This window comes from Variovorax paradoxus, assembly GCF_000834655.1.
Lineage (GTDB): Bacteria > Pseudomonadota > Gammaproteobacteria > Burkholderiales > Burkholderiaceae_C > Variovorax > Variovorax paradoxus_F.
This window is the reverse complement of sequence record NZ_JXQQ01000087.1, coordinates 1-19317: the sequence shown is the minus strand read 5'-3', so window position 1 is coordinate 19317 and position 19317 is coordinate 1. Positions and strand designations below refer to the sequence as shown.

The following is a 19317-nucleotide window of genomic DNA, read 5'->3' as shown; positions in this document are numbered from 1 at the left end:
AAGCGGCCGTTGATGAAGCCTTGCGCTTGCAAGTGCCGCCGTGCCCCCATCCCAACCTTCCCCCAGAGGGGGAAGGAGCCAACACCCAAACACCGGAATCCGTTGCCATGACTCTGTCGGACATGATGAACATCGGCCTCATGCAGGGCTTCGCGGGGCTGAGCCTCTTCGCGGTGCTGCTGCTCATGGGCCTGGGCCTGGCGATCATCTTCGGCCAGATGGGCGTCATCAACATGGCGCATGGCGAGTTCATGACCATCGGCGCCTATTCGATCTACCTCGCCGCGCAGGTAACGGAGCGGATGGCGCCGGCGTTCATGCCGTATTACTTTCCGATCGCCATCGGCCTGGCGTTCGTGTTCGCCTTCATCGTCGGCTGGCTGGTGGAGTGGGGCCTCATCCGCCATCTCTACAAGCGTCCGCTCGACACGCTGCTCGCCACCTGGGGCGTGAGCCTGGGGCTGCAGCAGATCTTTCGCACCTTTATCGGCCCGAAGGAAGTGAGCCCCACGCTGCCCGAGTGGCTCATGGGCTCGTGGACGCCGCATGAGGGCCTGGACATTCCGATCAACGGTCTCTTCGTGCTCGCGCTCACCACGCTGGTCACGGGCGGCGTGCTCATCGCGCTGCACAAGAGCCGCTGGGGCCTCCGGGTGCGTGCCACCGTGGCCAACCGCACGATGGCCAATGCCACCGGTATCGACACGATGAAGACCGACCGCCTGACCTTCGCCATCGGCTGCGGCATCGCCGGCATGGCGGGCGCGGCCTTCACCACCATCGGCTCGACCGGGCCTACCTCGGGCTCGCTCTACATCGTCGATGCGTTCCTGGTCGTCACTTTCGGCGGCGCCGCGAGCCTGTTGGGCACGGTGGTCTCGGCCTTCGGCATCGCGCAGACGCAGTCGATCTCGGAGTTCTTCATGACCGGCTCGATGGCCAAGGTGCTGACGCTCTCTTTGATCGTGCTGATTTTGATGATGCGACCCCAAGGCCTCTTTGCAGTCAAGGTGCGCCGCTGATGAACCCGATTTCTTCCTGGAGAACGTTCCGATGAATTTCATCAAGGCCTCGATCCTGCGCTACCAGCTGGGCAGTCTCCTGCTGCTGGTGCTGCTGCTGGCGGTCGTGCTGCCGCTCTCGCTCGACATCTTTCGCCTCAACCTCGTGGGCAAGTACCTCACCTACGCCTTCGTCGCGGTGGGGCTCGTCATGGTGTGGGGCTACGGCGGCGTGCTGAGCCTGGGGCAGGGCGTGTTCTTCGGCATCGGCGGCTATGCGATGGCGATGTTCCTGAAGCTCGAGGCCTCCGACCCGGTCACCACCAAGATCCAGTCGACGCCCGGCATCCCCGACTTCATGGACTGGAACCAGATCACCGAGCTGCCCGCGCTGTGGCTGCCGTTCAAGAGCCTGCCGCTGAGCCTCGCGCTGGTGGTGCTCGCGCCGATGGCGCTGGCCTGGCTCGTGAGCTTCGCGATGTTCAAGCGCCGCGTGGGCGGCGTGTACTTCGCGATCATCACGCAGGCGGTGGCGCTGATCTGCACCGTGCTCATCATCGGCCAGCAGGGCTACACGGGCGGCGTCAACGGCATGACCGACCTGAAGACGATGCTGGGCTGGGACACGCGCACCGACGGCGCCAAGTACATCCTCTACTACGTCTGCGTGGGCCTGCTGGTCGCGAGCATCGTGCTGTGCCGCTGGATCCAGACCAGCAAGCTCGGCACGCTGCTGCTCGCGATGCGCGACAAGGAAGACCGGGTGCGCTTCTCGGGCTACGACGTGTCGAACTTCAAGGTCTTCATCTTCTGCCTTGCGGCCGGGCTCTCGGGCATCGGCGGCGCGATGTTCGCGCTGCAGGTGGGCTTCATGTCGCCGAGCTTCGTGGGCATCGTGCCGTCCATCGAGATGGTGATCTTCTGCGCGGTCGGCGGGCGCATGAGCCTGGTGGGCGCGGTGTATGGCGCGCTCTTGGTGAACGCGGGCAAGACGCTGTTCTCGGAGAGCTTTCCGGACCTGTGGCTGTTTCTCATGGCCGGGCTCTTCATCGGCGTGACCATGGCCTTCCCGATGGGGCTCGCGGGCCTGTGGGACGAAAAGATCAGGCCCTGGTGGAAGGGCCGCCGCGAGGCGCTGCGCCAGGCCGCCGTGCAGCCGCCGCCCGCCATGCCGATGACGCCCGCGACCCCGGCCGCAACGGCCGTGTCGCCCGAACCCTCCCTGCCCGAAGGTGTCGGCAGCCAGCGCGCCTGAAGACGAACACCGGAGCACTTTCCTCATGAGCAACACCGACTTCGCGCTCGCCGTGGAAGACCTCACCGTCTCCTTCGACGGCTTCAAGGCCATCGACGACCTGACGCTCTACATCGACCGCAACGAGCTGCGCGTGATCATCGGACCGAACGGCGCCGGCAAGACCACGCTGCTCGACCTGATCTGCGGCAAGACCAAGGCCAGCGCCGGCAGCATCAAGTTCAAGAACACCGAACTGACGAAGATGGCCGAGCACAAGCGTGTGCGCCTGGGCATCGGCCGCAAGTTCCAGACGCCGTCGATCTACGAGAACCTGAGCGTGTTCCAGAACCTGGAGGTGTCCTTTCCGAAGGGGCGCTCGGTGTTCGGCGCGCTGGCGTTCAAATGCGACGACGAGGTCAGGTCGAAGGTTCAGGCGGTGGCCGAAGACATCGGCCTGGCCGACAAGCTGCGCACCGAGGCGGGCCTCCTGAGCCACGGCCAGAAGCAGTGGCTGGAGATCGGCATGCTGCTGATGCAGGAGCCCGAGCTCCTGATGCTCGACGAGCCCATCGCCGGCATGAGCGCGCGCGAACGCGAGCTCACCGCCGACCTGCTCAAGCGCATCTGCCAGAACCGCGCGGTGATCGTCATCGAGCACGACATGGCCTTCGTCAAGCAGATCGCGCACAAGGTCACCGTGATGCACCAGGGAAAGATCCTCGCCGAAGGGCCGATGGAGAAGGTGCAGGCCGACCCGAAGGTCATCGACGTCTACCTGGGGCACTGAACCATGAGCAACATCATGCTGAAGGTCGACGACCTGCACACCGCCTACGGCCAGAGCGAGGCGCTGCACGGCATCTCGTTCGCGGGCCATGCCAACGAGACCGTCGCGATCATGGGCCGCAACGGCATGGGCAAGACCACGCTGTTCAAGAGCCTGATGGGCGTGCTGCCGATCAAGAGCGGGCGCATCGAAGTGGCGGGGCAGGACGTGTCGCGCGACGAGAGCTTCCGGCGCGTCGCCAAGGGCATCGCCTACGTCCCGCAGGGGCGGATGATTTTCCCGACGCTCACGGTGGAAGAGAACATCCAGACGGGCCTGGAGAACTCGAAGACCAAGCGCATTCCCGAAGAGATCTACGCGCTCTTCCCCGTGCTGTGGGACATGAAGCGCCGCAAGGGCGGCAACCTCTCGGGCGGGCAGCAGCAGCAACTGGCGATCGCGCGTGCGCTCGTCACCGACCCGAAGGTGCTGCTGCTCGACGAGCCGACCGAAGGAATCCAGCCTTCGATCATCAAGGACATCGCCAAGGCACTGAACGAGATCCGCAAGATGCGCGGCATCACCATCGTCGTGTCCGAGCAGGTGCTCAGTTTCGCGATGGACGTGGCCGACCGGCTGTTCGTCATCGAAGGCGGCCGCCTCGTTCACGAAACCGCGCGCGACAAGACCGATGTCGATCACATCAAGGCCTATCTCTCTGTCTAACCACAACCCCAGGAGCCACTGCAAATGACGGACACGCTGATCAAGGTCGACCTGACCAAGCCGCCCACCGAGAACGAGAACATCCACAACCGCTGGCACCCGGACATCCCGATGGCCTGCTGGGTCAACCCGGGCGACGACTTCATTCTCGAAACCTTCGACTGGACCGGCGGTTTCATCAAGAACAACGACAGCGCCGACGACGTGCGCGACATCGACCTGAGCACCGTGCACTACCTCTCGGGCCCCGTGGGCGTGAAGGGCGCTGAGCCCGGCGACCTGCTGGTGGTCGACCTGCTGGACATCGGCGCGAAGCAGGACAGCCTGTGGGGCTTCAACGGCTTCTTCTCGAAGAAGAACGGCGGCGGTTTCCTCACCGATCACTTTCCCGAGGCACAGAAATCGATCTGGGACTTCAAGGGCATGTTCACGAGTTCGCGCCACATTCCGGGCGTCAACTTCGCGGGGCTGATCCACCCGGGCCTGATCGGCTGCCTTCCCGACAAGCCGATGCTCGACATGTGGAACGAGCGCGAGGGCAAGCTCATCGCCACCGATCCGGACCGCGTGCCCGGCCTTGCGAATCCGCCGTTCGCCGGCACCGCCCACATGGGCAAGATGACCGGCGAAGCGAGAGCGAAGGCGGCAGCGGAGGGCGCGCGCACGGTGCCGCCGCGCGAGCACGGCGGCAACTGCGACATCAAGGACCTCTCGCGCGGCTCGAAGGTGTTCTTTCCGGTGTATGTCGACGGCGCGGGCCTGAGCGTGGGCGACCTGCACTTCAGCCAGGGCGACGGCGAGATCACCTTCTGCGGCGCGATCGAGATGGCGGGGTGGGTGCACATGAAGGTCACGCTCATCAAGGGCGGCATGGCCAAGTACGGCATCAAGAACCCGATCTTCAAGCCCAGCCCGATCACGCCGCAATACAACGACTACCTGATCTTCGAGGGCATCTCGGTCGATGAGAGCGGCAAGCAGCATTACCTCGACGTGAACGTGGCCTATCGCCAGGCGTGCCTGAACGCCATCGAGTACTTGAAGAAGTTCGGCTATTCGGGCGCGCAGGCGTATTCGATCCTGGGCACGGCACCGGTGCAGGGCCACATCAGCGGCGTGGTCGACGTGCCGAATTCATGCGCCACGCTGTGGCTGCCCACGGGCATCTTCGACTTCGACATCAACCCGAACGCATCGGGCCCGGTGAAGATGATCGACGGCAGCATCGACATGCCGCTCTCGCACGACCTGCGTTGAAGAAAAGCCATGCCGACCTATGACTACGCCTGCGGGCAATGCGGTGGCTTCGACGCGCTGCGGCCTTCGGGCCAGCGCGACGAACCGGCTGCATGCCCAGACTGCGGAGGCGCATCGCCGCGTGTGCTTTCGGCCGCGCCGCGGCTCGCGCTGATGGCCTCTGGAACCCGCAACGCCATGGAGACCAACGAGCGCGCGCGGCACGAGCCCGGCAGTTCCCGCGACTACGCGCGCTTCAAGCATCCGGCCGGTTGCGGCTGCTGCTCGGGGTCATCGCCCCGCAGCGCGACGGTGACCGCGCCGAACGGTGCCAAGTCGGCGCCGTCGAAGCGGCCGTGGATGATTTCGCACTAGTGTTGCGCTAGCAAATCGGGGGTGTGCCGCGGTCCGGTGCAAACCCCGATTGTTTCAAACTTGTGAACGCCGCGATTCTTTTTGCCGCGGTTTTTTGGAGCGCGCCAGGATCAAACTTCTCCTCACCAACCAACCGATTGAAGGAGATTGAAATGAATGCCTCGAAGATCCTCGCTGCTGCTGCCCTCTCGCTCCTGGCTGCCGCCGGTGCGCAAGCAGAAACCTACGACGGCGTGCACACCGTGAACTCGTCGGTGTCGCGTGCAGAAGTCGCTCCGCAAGCCGCTGCCGCCGCTCGCGCCGGCAACGAATACGGCGAAGGTGCCAGCGCCGGTGCACAAGCGTTCAACTCGACCGCTGACCGCGCCACCATCCAGGCTGAAGCCGTTGCCAAGGCCCACGATCCGTACGCCAGCCTCGACCGCCGCGCCTTCTACCGCGACGAAGTGCCGCAAGCCTACAAGAAGCCCAGCGTGTCGTTCACGCGCCAGGCTGCTCGCTGAGTCGATCGGCGCAATGCAATGAAGAACGGGCCGCCTGGCCCGTTTTTTCGTTGCTGTCTTTGTCGCTCGTGCCGCCTTGGCGGCTGCAGCGTCACTCGATGCTGAATGTCTTGACGCGGCCTTCGCATTCCGCGCGCAGCACATCGCCATCGATCTCGATGTTCGTCCAGGTGATGGCCACGTCATCGCCGTGAACCAGCCGGATGCTGTCGGCCGAGAGCACGCTGTAGGCGAGGAGCGGGGCGCACACCGGCCCGTTCTTCGTGCCCAGCGTTGCGGCGACATGGCCTGCCGGTTGGAACCGGTAGGTCTCGATGTAGGTCTCCGAGATGAGAGCCAGTCGTCGTCCGAGGGGGATGGGGGTGGTCATAGCACTTTCGTCTGTTGGGGGCGCTCACGCGTTTTCTGCTCCGCTCTGATGCCACGAATGCTGCGGATGCACCGACCGCAGCGATAGAGTTCGGGCCGATGAATGTCCTTGCAATGCATAACGTGAAACGTGCGGTGGCCGGTGTCCTGGGGCTCGTGCTGCTGTCGGACGGTTTGATCCTGGTCGCGACCGGCTACTTTAATCTCGGCGTCGTCCTGCCGTTGGCGATGGGGCTCGGGTTGTGCGGCCTCGGTCTTTGGTGGACGCCATTGAAACGCTGGCTCGGCGCCGCCCCGAGACGCGCCGCCCTCTGGCGCTGGTTCTGGTACGGCGTGTTTTTCTGGCTCGCCACGGTGGCTGTCTTCTGGACCATCCTGGCGACCAGGGCATCGGCGGACCTTCCCGCGACCGCGCCGGCCGCTATCGTGGTCCTGGGATCGGGGTCGCCCGGTGCGACGGCATCGCCCACGCTGGTCGCCCGGCTGGATCTCGCCTTGCGCGATGCGGCCCGCAACCCGGATGCCCTGGTCGTGGCGAGCGGAGGCATCAGCTTCAGGGCGCAGAGCGAAGGCGAGGTGATGGCTGCCTACCTGCAGGAGCGCGGACTGCCGGCGCGTCGCATCGTCAAGGAGGAACTCAGCACGAGCACGCAAGAGAACCTCGCCTTCAGCCGACCCGTGCTTGCTGCCGCAGGCGTGCCTGCCGATGCACCGATGCATCTCGTGACGAGCGATTTCCATACGCTGCGCGCGGGGCTGATCGCCCGGCGTGCGGGCTATACGGCCGTCACCACCCTGGGTGCGGATACGCCCCTCTACCTGCGATACAACATCTGGCTGCGCGAGTACTTCGCCTTCCTCAGCAGTTGGGCCTTGAACGAGTACTAGCGCGGGCGCTCACTTGATGACTTCCTGAAGGCGGCCCGCCGCCTTGGCCTTCGCCGCCGGTCATCCCGGGTCGGTGCGCCGGTAGGTCAGCAGCCGCCCCCGGTACGCCAGGCGACCCACCGTCGCGCGCTGGTCGAGCCGCTCCTCGCACATGCCGAAGCCTTCGTCGGCCATCTGACGGTTGAAGGCGGGGCGGTTGCCGCGGTCGGGGTCGACGATCCACACCTCCGCAGCGGGGCTTGCATGCCGGCCGATGAAGGCGGCCAGGAGGCCACCCGCATCGCGCTCGTACAGCAGGTCGCTGCCGATGATGAGGTCGAAGGCGCCGTGCACATCGCTGCCGGAGTCCTCGGCGCCCTCCGGACCCACCGCGCGCATGCCCCAGTGGCCGCGCCGGTACTTCATCGGCGGCAGGGCGTTCAACCGCAGGTTCTCCAGCAGGAAGCCGGCCGTCAATGGATGGCAGTCGCTCGCGGTCATGTCGTTGCCGCGGCGGTGGCCGACCAGGCTCGCGAGCGCCAGGCCGCAGCCGATCTCCAGCACACGGGCGCCGATCGCGACGGGGTGTATCGCCATGCGCGCGGCCAGTTGCGCACCCGAGGGCCACAAGAGGCCGAACATCGGCCACGCCGCCGAAGAGATGCCCTGCGCGGCCGCGGCACCCAGCGGATCGGCGTACTGCTGGCGGTCGAGCAACGACCGTATGAGCAGGTCGTCCGCACCCGCGATCGCGATGCGTTCCAGCTTGATTTGGTAGCCCGGCATCTGAAGGGGGGCGGGGCCTCGCGGGCGAGGCCTCGAGGCAAAGCGAAGGAGGCCCAGTATGCGCGCCGCCGCATCAAACCGCCATCGTGGGCGGGTAAGCTCGCGGCCCATGAAGCGCAACAGCAGCAACAGCACCCCCCGATCCGCCAGTCCCAAGGCCGCCGGCACGCCGTCGCCCGAGTTGCCCGAAGGCCAGGTCTCGGCAGTGCTGGCGCGCATCGAGACGCTGTGGTCGTCGCTCGGCCCGGTGGGCCAGCGCATCGCCGACTTCATCGTAAAGAACCCGCGCGAGGTCGTCCACATGTCGGTGAGCGAGGTGGCCGAGCGCACCGGCTCGAGCGAGGGCAGCATCGTGGGCCTGTGCAAGAACCTGGGCGCCACCGGCTTCCAGCAGATCAAGATCGCGCTCGCGCAGGAGATCGTGCGGCCGGTGCAGTTCATTCACGAAGACCTCGATCCGCAGGACAAGGCCGATGCGGTGATCCGCAAGATCTTCCAGAGCAACGTGCAGACGCTGCACGACACGCAGGCCACGCTCGATGCAAAGTCGATGGAGCGCGCGGTCAAGCTCTTTCGCCGCGCCGAGCGCATCGAGATCTACGGCATCGGCAGCTCCGCCACCATCGCCGAAGACGCCCACTACCGCATGCTGCGCATCGGCCTCAATGCCAAGGTGGTGGTCGATTCGCACGTGCAGGCCATCAGCGCCTCGCTCACCGATGCGAAGGTGGCGGTGCTCACCATCTCGCATTCGGGCAGCACGCACGAGACGGTCACGGCCACGCGCCTCGCAAAGGAGGCGGGCGCCTCGACGGTGTGCATCACCAACTTCGGCAAGTCGCCGATCCAGGCCTTCGCCGACGTGGTGCTGTTCACCATGGCGCGCGAGACGAGCTTTCGCACCGAGGCGATGACCAGCCGGCTCGCGCAACTGGCGATCATCGATGTGCTGATCGCCTGCCTTGCGCTCTCGGACTACGACACCTCGGTGCGCACGCTGCGCCAGACCTTCGACGTGCTCTCGCTCAAGAGGTACTGAGGCGATTCTTCGGGCGCGGCAACCGGCGAAGAGCGCCTGAACAGCCCGGCCACCGTGGGTGCGACGGCACCCGGCGCCTGGCCCACGAGCAGGCATGTCATGCCCAGCCGCGCGGCGCCTTCGGCATCGGTGAGCGGGTTGTCGCCGACGACCACGGTGCTCGCGGGCTCCGCGCCCAGGCGGCGCAAACCCTCTTCGAACAGCAGCGGCGCGGGCTTGCCGATCGTGCGCCACGGCTGCACGCCGCTCGCAGCGAGCACCGCCGCGAGCAGCGCGCCGGTCTCGGGCACCACGCGGCCTTGCGGGCCGGGATGCGTGGCATCGGCATTGGTCACCATCAGCCTGGCGCCGCGCAGCAGTTCGTTGGCGGCCAGCGCCAGGCGCGCGTGACTGAAGTGCATGTCCAGCGCGAGCAGCACGAAGTCGGCATTCGCCTGGACCAGCTCGCAGCCTTCGGCACGCGCGAACCGATGCAGCGACGGGCTTCCGATCAGCAGCACGCGCGCGCCAGGATGCTGCTGCGCCAGCTGCCGCACCGCCAGTTCGCCGGCCAGCACGATGCGCCCGGGCGGCACGCGCAGGCCCAGGCGGCGCAGCCGCAGCGCGAGGCCCTGCGCCGTGTGCGTGGAGTTGTTGGAAACGATGGCGTAGCGGTCGTGAAAGTGGGCGAGCAGTTCGGCTGCGCCGTCGATCGCTTCCTGCTGGCGCACCAGCGTGCCGTCCAGGTCGACGAGCAGGTGGCGGACCCCTGTGAGCCATTCGCCGTTCGCTGGTGCCATTGCTGTCTTGAAATTCGTGCTCATGGATCTCCGGTATCGGCCGACCGGTATCTCGGCCATGGCGCCGGATTGTATTGAACATTGCTCAATTGATTGTTGGTTTTGTACTGAGCTAATTTCATTTTCCTGTCATCTTTCGTTTCTAAGCTCACCGGCATCCCGGCGGCGAACCCGCTCTCCCGCTCTGCCCCAGAGATCCGAAACGAAGGAACCGATCATGAACAAGCTCCTGGCCGTCGCGGCCGCCGCACTTTCGCTGTCCGCAGCGCTTTCGCTGCCCGCGCATGCGCAATCCGTGGCCGACGGCTCGCGCGAGCATCCGCTGCGCGTGCTGCTGATTCCCGCCGATGGCGGCACCGAGTCGGGTACCAAGGCCGACTACGCGCCGGTCTTCAACGCCATCACGCGCACCACGGGCCTGAATTTCGACCTGAAGGTCGGCCAGTCGTACGGCGCGGTCGTCGAGGGCATGTGCAACCAGCTCGCCGACATCGCCTTTTTCGGCCCGGTGTCCTACGTGCAGGCCCACAAGCGCGGCTGCGCGCAATTGCTGGCCGTGGGCGTGGAGAAGGGCGCGTCGGTGTACTACGCCGGCATGTTCGCCAAGGCCAACGCGCCCATCGCGACCATCAAGGACGTCAAGGGCAAGCGCGTGGCCTTCGGCGACGTCAATTCGGCGTCGAGCTTCACCTTCCAGGTCGCGATGCTCATGGACGCGGGCATGGACCCCGCCAAGGACCTCGCGGCCATCCGCATGACCGGCAGCCACGCGAGCAGCCTGGCCGCGCTGGTGCAGGACCAGGTCGACGTGGCCTCGCTCTCGTTCGACTCCTACGAGAAGGCCGTCAAGCAGGGTGCGGTCGATCCCAAGACCGTGAAGGTCATCGCCAAGAGCATCGCCATTCCGTACCCGCCGCTCGCGCTCAACTCGAAGCTGCCCGAGCCGCTCAAGACCAAGCTGAAGGACGCCTTCCAGACGGTCAACAAGGCTCCCGGCATCACGCCCGACATGATCCGCGGCTACGGCGGCGGCAAGATCGACGGCTACGACACGAAGTTCTCGGAAGACGAGTTCAATGTCGCCGCCGAGAAGCTGGGCCTGCTGACCGACGAGCTCAAGGGCCACATCCTCTCCAAGGCCGCGGAGCGTTGAGCAAGGCCATGCTGAACTTCGATTCGGTCGCCATGCGTTATGCCGACGGCACGCGCGCGCTCGACGGCGTCTCGCTCAATGTGCCGGCCGGCCAGTTCTGCGTGGTGCTGGGCTCCTCGGGGGCAGGCAAGTCGACGCTGCTGCGCATGGCGAACGGACTGGTCCGGCCCACGCAGGGCGCGGTGCAGGTCGAGGGCGTGCCGATCGTGCCCGCCGCGCTGGCCCGCATCCGCCCGCGCATCGGCATGATCCACCAGCAGTTCAACCTCGTGCTGCGCTCCACCGTGGCCGAGAACGTACTGGCCGGCGCGCTTCCCGCGATGCCGACGTGGCGTGCGCTGCTGGGTCTGTTCACCGAGGCGCAGCGCGCCAAGGCCTGCGCGCTGATCGAATCGGTGGGCCTGCAGGAGCAGCACCTGCTGCGCCGCGTGAGCGAGCTCTCGGGCGGCCAGCAGCAGCGCGTGGGCATCGCGCGCGCCTTCATGCTCGATCCGCCGCTGGTGCTGGCCGACGAACCGGTGGCGAGCCTGGATCCGCAGACCAGCCACGACGTGCTCTCGCTGCTGCGGCGCGAGGCGCGCGAGCGCGGCACCACGGTGCTGTGCAGCCTGCACCAGATCGAACTGGCCTGCGAATTCGCCGACCGCATCGTGGCGCTGCGCCATGGCGCGGTGGTGTTCGACGGGGCGCCGGATGCGTTCGATCCCAAGGTCTTCGATGCGATCTACGGCCGCCCCGTGACCATCGAGCAACCGCAGGGGCCGATCACCGAACCCGAACCCGAAGACGTGCTGCCGTTGCACACCGGCGTACTGGAGCTTGCGCGATGAGCCGCCCCGCATCCGCCTGGGAACTGCCGCGCCCCTTCGGCACCCGCAGCCTTGTCGTGCTGATCCTCGTCGTCGTGGTCGGCTTCTTCGCCGGCCAGCGCGTGGAGATGGGCCGCATGCTCTCGCTCACCGGCGAAGGCGTGCTGGCCGCCGTGGGGCTGCGCGAGCAGTCGCAGGTGCTCTCGGGCCTGGGCACGATCGCGCGTTCGCTTTTTCCGCCGCAGGTGTCCGAACGCACCGAGGTCGCGCGCATCGAGGGCTTCGACCGCAACCGGCTGCCGTGGTTCTCTCACGTCGAGACCGAGGAATCGCGCCAGCCCAAGCTCAACCCGCAGACGCTGCAGATGGAGGAGGTGGTCGACCAGCGCGAGGTGCTGGTGGAGCCCTTCGGCTACCTCTGGCACGTGGCCGTGAAGATGCTCGAGACCTTCGAGATCGCCATTTGGGCCACGCTGCTGGCCATTGTGCTGAGCGCGCCGCTGGCCTGGTGCAGCGCGAAGAACTACACGCCCAACCGCGCCGTCTACACGCTGGCGCGCAGCGTGGTGGGCATGTTCCGCGCGGTGCCCGAACTGGTGAGCGCGCTGTTCCTGGTGCTGGCCTACGGCTTCGGCCCCATAGCCGGCGTGCTGGCCCTCGCGCTGCACTCGGCGGGCTTTCTCGGCAAGTTCTACGCGGAAGACATCGAGACCGCCGACGACAAGCCGCAGGAGGCGCTGCGCGCCATCGGCGCGAACAGGCTGAAGGTGATGCGCTTCGCGGTGCTGCCGCAGGTGATGCCGCAGTTCATCGCCTACACGCTCTACGTGCTCGACCGCAACGTGCGCATGGCCACCGTGGTGGGCCTGGTGGGCGCGGGCGGCATCGGCCAGGAGCTGAAGGGCCGCTACGACATGTACAACTACGCGCACGTCGGAACGATCCTGATCGCGATCTTCCTCACCGTCCTCGTGCTCGACAGGGTCGCAGCCCGCCTGCGCAGCCGCTATGCCTGAGCGCTAGCCCACCCATCCCCGAATTTCTTCCGATTCCGGTGCGAGCCCTTCGCGGGCCCGCAGGGGACCGGCTTCGCCCGCGCTTTTGCCTTTCGCTTTCTCACGCTCACCGATTCAAAAAGGACACACCCATGAAATCAGCCTCTTCCCGGTACGGCCTCGCTGCGGCGGGCCTCGTCTTGTGCCTTGGCCTCGCCGCCTGCGGCGGTGGTGGTGGCGGCGGCGGCGGCGGCGGCGGTGGCCTGCCGATCCTTCCGCCGGGCCAGACGCCGCCCGCCGGCGGCAGCGGTCCGCAGCAGCCCGGCGGCGACCAGCCCCAGCAGCCCACGCCCGCCCTGAAGTGCGCACCCTGACCGCGCCGCTCGCCACCCGATCCGCTCTTCATTTCCCCGCGTTGAAAGACCACCCATGAACACCCCCAACCGTCGCGATTTCTTCCGCAAGTCGGCCGGCGCCATCGGCGCCGCCTCGGCCATGACGATGCTGCCGCCCGTGATCCGCAAGGCGCTGGCCATCGAGGCCGCCGTCGACACCGGCACCATCAACGACATCAAGCACATCGTGATCCTGATGCAGGAGAACCGCAGCTTCGACCACTACTTCGGCACCCTGCGCGGCGTGCGCGGCTTCGGCGACCGCTTCCCGATTCCGCTGGCCAGCGGCAAGCCGGTGTACTTCCAGCCCAACTCCACCGTCGGCGGCCCGGACATCCAGCCCTTCCGCCGCGACTCCACGATCGCCAATGCTCTGATCGGCTCCGGCACGCCGCACAACTTTCCCGACATGCAAGGCGCGTGGAACCAGGGAAAGATGGACCGCTGGATCCAGTTCAAGAACCAGGCAACGATGGGCTATTACCTGCGCGAGGACATTCCGTTCCAGTTCGCGCTGGCCGACGCCTTCACGATCTGCGACGGCTACCACTGCTCCATCCTCACCGGCACCGACCCCAACCGCATCGTGTTCTGGTCGGGTTCCAACTTCAATCCGGAACTGCGCAAGAAGGGCATCAACAGCACCGATACCGACTCCGAGCCGGTGAATTCGCGCTGCTGGCCCAGCCCGTCGAACTGGGTCGCGGGTCGCGCGCAGAAGGCCGACGGCACGGGCCAGACCGACCCGACCTCGGGCGCCTACAACTACAAGTACGTCAACAACTCCTTCAAGTGGGACACGCTGCCGGACGTGCTGCAGAAGGCGGGCATCACCTGGCACATCTACCAGAACATGAACAACAACTGGACGGGCGCCATGAACGGCTGCCTGGCCTTCGAGAGCTTCCGCACCGCGCAGCCGGGCTCGCCGATCTATGAGCATGGCCTGACGGGCGGCCCCGCGGCGGCCGACGGCGCGGTCAACTTCCTTGCGCAACTCAAGCAGGACGTGATGAACGACACCCTGCCGCAGGTCTCGTGGGTGCTGCCCACGCAGGCGCTGGCCGAGCATCCCGGCAGCAGCGAAGGCGTGGCCGGCGCGGCCGACTTCATCTCGGACGTGCTGACCGCGCTGACCTCGAACCCCGCGGTCTGGAGCAAGACGGCGCTCTTCGTGACCTTCGACGAGAACGACGGCTTCTTCGACCACCTGGCCATGCCGGCGGTCCCCTCGTACGACGCCAGCGGAGAGCTGATGGGCAAGTCCACCGTGCCGCTGGACGGCGAGTATTTCGACGCCTCCGTGGGCAGCTACCTGAACGCCGCCGACACCACCAGCGGCAAGACGCGCCCCTGGGGCCTGAGCTCGCGCGTGCCGATGTACGTGGTGTCGCCGTGGAGCAAGGGCGGCTGGGTCGACTCGCAGGTGTTCGACCACACCTCGATGGGCCGCTTCCTGGAAAAGCGCTTCGGCATCACCATCGATGCCATCAGCCCGTGGCATCGCGCGGTCTGCGGCGACCTCACCTCGTGCTTCGACTTCGTGAGCCCGAACGACCCGGTCGTTCCCAAGCTGCCCGACACCAGCAACTATCCCGCCGTGAATGCGGCGCAGAAGCTCCTGGGCAACACAGGTGCGGTGACCAAGGCACCCGTCACGCCGCAGCCGCTGTACCAGGAGACCGGCACGCGCTTCTCTCGCGCGCTGCCCTACGAGCTGCACACCAGCGCGCGCGTCGAATCGCGTGGTCTCGTGTCGCTGATCTTCAGCAACACGGGCGACCAGGGCGCCGTGTTCCACGTCTACGACAAGCTGCACCTGGACCGCATCCCGCGCCGCTACACGGTCGAGGCCGGCAAGCAGTTGACCGACTACTGGAACGCCGGCGCCACCGACAGCGGCAAGTACGAACTGTGGGTGTACAGCAGCAACGGCTTCGTGCGCACCTTCAAGGGCGATGCGCTGGCCACCGACACCGCGGCCTTCAAGCCCGAGGTGCAGGTCTGCTACGACCCGGCCGCAGGCCAGGTGTACGTGAAGGTGCACAACACCGGCAAGGGCAGCGGCACCGTTTCGGTCAAGGCCAACGCCTACCGCGCCGACGGCCCCTGGTCGCTCGACGTGGCGGCAGGCGCCACCGGCATGCTGCACTGGAACCTCGAAGACAGCGGCCACTGGTACGACTTCACCGTCACCGCCGACAACTTCGAGCGCCGCTTCTCGGGCCGCGTGGAGACGGGCAAGCCGAGCGTGAGCGATCCGGCGATGGCGCTCCATCTGTCCGCCGTCTGAACGCGCCGCCGACGACAACAAAGAGGAGAAGCATGAAGCACAAGCGCGCAACGCGCGGCGCAGCCCTGGTCGGGCTGGCCGTCGCGCTCGGCTCCGGTGTCGGCCTGGGCCATGCCCAGACCATCACCTGGGACCCGGCCAAGTCCAACCTGGGTATCGGCACCGGCACGGGCATCACCGGCGTCACCGGTACCAACAACCAGGCGTTCGGCACGGGCACCGGCAACAACGTCAGCACCAAGTACAACCTGGCCATCGGCGACGGCGCGGGCACCAACGTGAGCGGCGACAACGCCAACCAGGCCATCGGCTACCAGGCGGGCACCGACGTGAAGGGCGGCTGGAACCAGTCGTTCGGCCGCAGCGCCGGCGACAACGTCACGGGCAACCACAACAACGCGACGGGCTTTCACGCGGGCAGCGGCGTGACCGGCTCCGACAACAACTCGACCGGCACGAACGCCGGCATGACCGTTGCCGGCAGCAACAACAACGCCATGGGCAATGGCGCCGGCAGCAACGTCACGGGCAGCGAGAACACCGCCATCGGCACCAACGCCGGCAGGAACGTGACCGGCAGCAACGACATCTCGATGGGCAACGGCGCGGGCAACAACGTCAGCACCAACTGGAACCTGGCCATCGGAGAAGGCGCGGGCACCAACGTGTCGGGCAAGAACGCCAACCAGGCCATCGGCTACTACGCGGGCACCAACGTGGTCGGCGGCTGGAACCAGACCATGGGCCGCAGCGCGGGCGAGAACGTCACCGGCGACTACAACAACTCCAACGGCTATGCGGCGGGCCAGTTCGTCACCGGCAACCGCAACGACGCCGCCGGCTCCAACGCCGGCCAGCATGTCACCGGCTCCGACAACGAGGCCTACGGCACCAACGCCGGCGGCAACGTCACGGGCAACGGCAACCAGGCCTACGGCAACGGCGCGGGGCGTGACGTGAACGGCAGCAACAACATCGCGAGCGGCGAAGGCGCGGGCGGGGGTGTCAAGGGCTCGGGCAACCAGGCCTCGGGCCAGATGGCCGGCGCGCAGGTCTCAGGCAACAACAACCTCTCGATGGGCCAGGGCGCGGGCGGCGGCGTGCAGGGCAACCGCAACCAGGCCTTCGGCACGACGGCGGGCCAGGCCGTGACGGGCAACGACAACAGCGCGCAGGGCAACGGCGCCGGCGCGCACGTGAGCGGCAACGCCAATATCGCGATCGGCAACGACGCAGGCGTGTACGTCAACGCGAACCGGACGCTGTCGATCGGCGCCTCGGCGCGCGCCAGCGCAGACAACGCGATGGCCATCGGCAGCGGCGCGCAGGCGCAGGCCGATGGGGGCAGCGCGCTGGGCGCCAACGCGGTGGTGCAGCATGCCAACAGCGTGGCGCTGGGCGCGGGCAGCGTGACCACGCGCGGCGCGCAGACCAACTACGTGGCCACGGGCATGGCGGGCCTGCAGTCGTCGGCCGGCGAAGTGGCGCTGGGCAACCGCCAGCTCACCGGCGTGGCGCCCGGCAGCGCACCGACCGATGCCACCAACGTGGGCCAGGTGCAGGGCATGGTGCAGAACGGCGTGGCCTCGGCCAACGCGTACACCGACACCATCGCCGCGCAGGGCCTGCCGTTCGGCAAGGCCTACACCGACCTCACGGCCGCGCGCCTGCAGAACGAGATCAACGACAACGCACGGCGCGCCTACGCGGGCATCGCGGGCGTCGCCGCGATGGAGGCCGCGCCGGTCGTGCCCGGCAAGATCAGCTACGCCGTGGGCATGGGCAACTTCCGCAGCGAGAACGCGATGGGCGGGTCGCTGCGCCGCACCTCCGAAGACGGCCGCTACAGCATCACGCTGGGCGTGGGCGTGAGCAGCTCGGGCGCGGTGAGCCGGGTGGCATTCACGGGCGTGTTCGATTGACCTCGTGACTCGGCGACGCGTGGAAAGGCATGAAGGGCGTCCGCGCCCCGGCGCCTTCTCACGCACGTTTAAGCAACTTCTCACAGGCCCGTAAGTGGCCCGGCCTAGAGTGAAAAAACCAATCACTCCAGGAGACAGCCATGAGAGTTCGTACCGCAGCCATTTGCATCGCCGCCGCACCGGCGCTGGTGCTGGCCTCGCTCGCGCATGCAGGCGGGCGCGGCGACCCCGACTATCCGCAGATCTCGCACTCGACCCAGTCGCGCGACGCGGTGGCCGAGGACGCCATGCGCGCCAACACCGGCATGCACGCGACCGAGATCCTCGAATCGCAGGTGCAGCGGCCGGTATCGGGTGCCGACCGCGCGCAGGTCCAGGCGGAGGCCGTGCGTGCCAACAACGCGATGCACCCGACCGAGATCCTCGAATCGCAGGTTCAGCCGCCTGTTGCGTCGGCGAACCTGCCGTCCCGGACCGCCAGCGGCGAATGACCCCTCGTGCTCACTCGCGCGTGAGCACGAAGCGCTTGCGGATGCCGCCCGCGGCCGAGGGGGCGACCCACAGGTCGAACTCGCCCGGCTCGACCACGGGCTTCATGTCGCGGCCGATGAATTCCATGTCGGCCGTGGTGAGCGCGAACTCGACCACCTTCGATGCGCCCGGCTCGATGCGCACCTTCTGGAAGCCCTTGAGCTCGCGCACCGGTCGCGTCACGCTCGCGGCGCGCTCCGAGAGGTACAGCTGCACCACTTCCTCGGCCTCGCGCATGCCGGTGTTGGTGACGGTGGCGCGCACGCGCAGCGTGTCGCCCATCGTCATGCGCTCCTGGCTCAGCTCGACGTTGTCGTAGCGCACGGTTGCGTAGCCGATGCCGAAGCCGAAGGGGTAGAGCGCCTCGTTCGTCGCATCGACGTAGCGCGTCTTGAACGACGTGCCCGGCGCGCCTTCGGGCGAGGGCCGCCCGCTGCGCTTGTGGGCGTAGTAGTAGGGCACCTGGCCCGCCGTCTGCGGAAAGCTCACCGGCAGGCGGCCCGAGGGGTTGAAGTCGCCGAACACCACGTCGGCGATGGCATGGCCCGTCTGCACGCCGAGGAACCAGGTCACGAGGATGGCGCGCGCATTGCGCACCGCGCCTTTGAGCGCCATCGCGCGGCCGTTGCTCAGCAGCACGACCACCGGCTTGCCGGTCGCGGCCACGGCCTCGGCCAGGTCCTGCTGCGGCTGCGGCAGGCCGATGTCGCTGCGCGAGCGCGACTCGCCCGACATCTTCTGGCTCTCGCCGATGGCCAGCACCACCACGTCGGCTTCGCGTGCGGCGGCCACCGCGGCCTCGATGCCGCCGGGCAGCGGCGACTCCACGTTCGAGCCGCGCGCGATCGTCACCGACGAATCGGGCCCCAATGCGGCGCGCAGCCCTTCGTCGATGCCCACCGGCGCCGACTGGCCCGGGAACAGGCTCCACGAGCCCATCAGGTCCTTCGTGCCTTCGGAGAAGGGGCCGATCAGCGCGATCTTCGTGCCGGCCTTGGGCAGCGGCAGGAGCTTGGCCTCGTTCTTGAGCATGACGATGGAGCGGCGCGCATCTTCGCGGGCGAGCGCGATGAACTCGGGGTTCTCGGCGCGCCTGGCGGCGGGCGGCCCGTCCAGGCCGCGGAACGGGTCGTCGAAGAGGCCCAGCTTCTGCTTGACGTGCAGCACGCGGCGCACGGCCTCGTCGAGCCGCGCCATCGGCACTTCGCCGGACGCCACGAGGTCGGGCAGGTGGCGCATGTAGAGCCCGCTCTGCATGCTCACGTCGGTGCCGGCCATGAAGGCCATCTTGGCGGCCTCGCGGCTGTTGGCGGCGTAGCCGTGCTCGATGAGTTCCTCGTCGGCCGTGTAGTCGGACACCACGAAGCCCTTGAACTTCCATTCGTCGCGCAGCACGCCGGTGAGCAGCGCCCGGTTCGCGGTCGAGGGGATCCCGCCGATCTCGTTGAAGCCGCTCATCACCGAGAGCGCGCCCGCGTCGATGGCCGCGCGGAACGGCGGCAGGTAGACCTCGCGCAGCGTGTGCTCGGAGATGT

20 protein-coding genes are annotated in these 19317 nt (G+C 67.3%); 16 read left to right on the top strand and 4 right to left on the bottom strand.

Annotation, left to right across the window (positions count from 1 at the left end; genetic code table 11):
* The first annotated feature begins 107 nt into the window (after positions 1-107).
* The 7 genes from urtB (at position 108) to RT97_RS27545 (ending at position 5844) form a co-directional block, all read left to right on the top strand.
* The gene (urtB, locus tag RT97_RS27575; protein WP_042582049.1) at positions 108-1022 is read left to right on the top strand and encodes an urea ABC transporter permease subunit UrtB; all 915 of its coding nucleotides are present in this window, start codon (positions 108-110) and stop codon (positions 1020-1022) included.
* Positions 1023-1053: 31 nt separating this feature from the next.
* Positions 1054-2256 (top strand): urea ABC transporter permease subunit UrtC, encoded by a 1203-nt coding sequence (urtC, locus tag RT97_RS27570; protein WP_042582048.1) that lies wholly within the window; start codon positions 1054-1056, stop codon positions 2254-2256.
* A 25-nt stretch (positions 2257-2281) separates the two neighbouring features.
* Entirely contained in the window at positions 2282-3025 is a 744-nt protein-coding gene (gene urtD / locus RT97_RS27565) for an urea ABC transporter ATP-binding protein UrtD (protein ID WP_042582047.1), read from the top strand.
* A 15-nt stretch (positions 3026-3040) separates the two neighbouring features.
* Positions 3041-3730 (top strand): urea ABC transporter ATP-binding subunit UrtE, encoded by a 690-nt coding sequence (gene urtE, locus RT97_RS27560; protein ID WP_042582055.1) that lies wholly within the window; start codon positions 3041-3043, stop codon positions 3728-3730.
* A gap of 24 nt (positions 3731-3754) precedes the next feature.
* Complete coding sequence (gene fmdA, locus RT97_RS27555; protein ID WP_042582046.1) at positions 3755-4987, top strand: formamidase; 1233 nt, start codon at positions 3755-3757, stop codon at positions 4985-4987.
* Positions 4988-4996: 9 nt separating this feature from the next.
* The gene (locus RT97_RS27550; protein ID WP_042582045.1) at positions 4997-5341 is read left to right on the top strand and encodes an FmdB family zinc ribbon protein; all 345 of its coding nucleotides are present in this window, start codon (positions 4997-4999) and stop codon (positions 5339-5341) included.
* A 152-nt stretch (positions 5342-5493) separates the two neighbouring features.
* Positions 5494-5844: a hypothetical protein gene (locus RT97_RS27545; protein WP_042582044.1), complete on the top strand. Its 351-nt coding sequence runs from the start codon at positions 5494-5496 to the stop codon at positions 5842-5844.
* A 91-nt stretch (positions 5845-5935) separates the two neighbouring features.
* Here RT97_RS27545 and RT97_RS27540 read toward each other — a convergent pair whose 3' ends face one another.
* Positions 5936-6214, bottom strand: coding sequence for a hypothetical protein (locus RT97_RS27540; RefSeq protein ID WP_042582043.1), 279 nt, complete (start codon positions 6212-6214; stop codon positions 5936-5938).
* 98 nt (positions 6215-6312) lie between these two features.
* Here RT97_RS27540 and RT97_RS27535 point away from each other — a divergent pair, with 98 nt between their 5' ends.
* On the top strand, positions 6313-7101 hold the full coding sequence (locus RT97_RS27535) for a YdcF family protein (protein WP_042582042.1): 789 nt from the start codon (positions 6313-6315) through the stop codon (positions 7099-7101).
* Between the two features lie 60 nt (positions 7102-7161).
* Here the strand turns inward: RT97_RS27535 and RT97_RS27530 are convergent, their stop codons facing one another.
* The gene (locus tag RT97_RS27530; RefSeq protein WP_042582041.1) at positions 7162-7866 is read right to left on the bottom strand and encodes a class I SAM-dependent methyltransferase; all 705 of its coding nucleotides are present in this window, start codon (positions 7864-7866) and stop codon (positions 7162-7164) included.
* Positions 7867-7975: 109 nt separating this feature from the next.
* Between RT97_RS27530 and RT97_RS27525 the strand changes: the two genes are divergently transcribed.
* Positions 7976-8905: a MurR/RpiR family transcriptional regulator gene (locus RT97_RS27525; RefSeq protein WP_172672262.1), complete on the top strand. Its 930-nt coding sequence runs from the start codon at positions 7976-7978 to the stop codon at positions 8903-8905.
* Here the strand turns inward: RT97_RS27525 and RT97_RS27520 are convergent.
* The gene (locus RT97_RS27520) at positions 8842-9708 is read right to left on the bottom strand and encodes an HAD-IIA family hydrolase (protein ID WP_172672261.1); all 867 of its coding nucleotides are present in this window, start codon (positions 9706-9708) and stop codon (positions 8842-8844) included. The two genes, RT97_RS27525 and RT97_RS27520, sit on opposite strands and share 64 nt — an antisense overlap.
* 193 nt (positions 9709-9901) lie before the next feature.
* On the opposite strand from RT97_RS27520, the gene RT97_RS27515 reads away from it, so the two are divergent.
* The 7 genes from RT97_RS27515 (at position 9902) to RT97_RS27490 (ending at position 17742) form a co-directional block, all read left to right on the top strand.
* Positions 9902-10837, top strand: a complete 936-nt coding sequence (locus tag RT97_RS27515) for a phosphate/phosphite/phosphonate ABC transporter substrate-binding protein (protein ID WP_052810773.1) — start codon at positions 9902-9904, stop codon at positions 10835-10837.
* Positions 10838-10845: 8 nt separating this feature from the next.
* Positions 10846-11667: a phosphonate ABC transporter ATP-binding protein gene (gene phnC, locus RT97_RS27510; protein WP_080898453.1), complete on the top strand. Its 822-nt coding sequence runs from the start codon at positions 10846-10848 to the stop codon at positions 11665-11667.
* Positions 11664-12662 (top strand): phosphonate ABC transporter, permease protein PhnE, encoded by a 999-nt coding sequence (phnE, locus tag RT97_RS27505; protein WP_042582040.1) that lies wholly within the window; start codon positions 11664-11666, stop codon positions 12660-12662. The genes phnC and phnE overlap by 4 nt, the downstream gene beginning before the upstream one ends.
* Positions 12663-12793: 131 nt before the next feature.
* Positions 12794-13015 (top strand): hypothetical protein, encoded by a 222-nt coding sequence (locus RT97_RS32205; protein WP_052810772.1) that lies wholly within the window; start codon positions 12794-12796, stop codon positions 13013-13015.
* Between the two features lie 55 nt (positions 13016-13070).
* Entirely contained in the window at positions 13071-15329 is a 2259-nt protein-coding gene (locus RT97_RS27500; protein ID WP_042582039.1) for a phosphocholine-specific phospholipase C, read from the top strand.
* Positions 15330-15361: 32 nt separating this feature from the next.
* Entirely contained in the window at positions 15362-17251 is a 1890-nt protein-coding gene (locus tag RT97_RS32200; RefSeq protein ID WP_052810771.1) for a YadA family autotransporter adhesin, read from the top strand.
* Between the two features lie 140 nt (positions 17252-17391).
* Positions 17392-17742, top strand: a complete 351-nt coding sequence (locus tag RT97_RS27490; protein WP_042582038.1) for a hypothetical protein — start codon at positions 17392-17394, stop codon at positions 17740-17742.
* A 10-nt stretch (positions 17743-17752) separates the two neighbouring features.
* On the opposite strand, the gene RT97_RS27485 is transcribed toward RT97_RS27490, so the two are convergent.
* On the bottom strand, positions 17753-19317 hold a 1565-nt coding region (locus RT97_RS27485; protein WP_042582037.1), incomplete at its 5' end, for a glycoside hydrolase family 3 C-terminal domain-containing protein.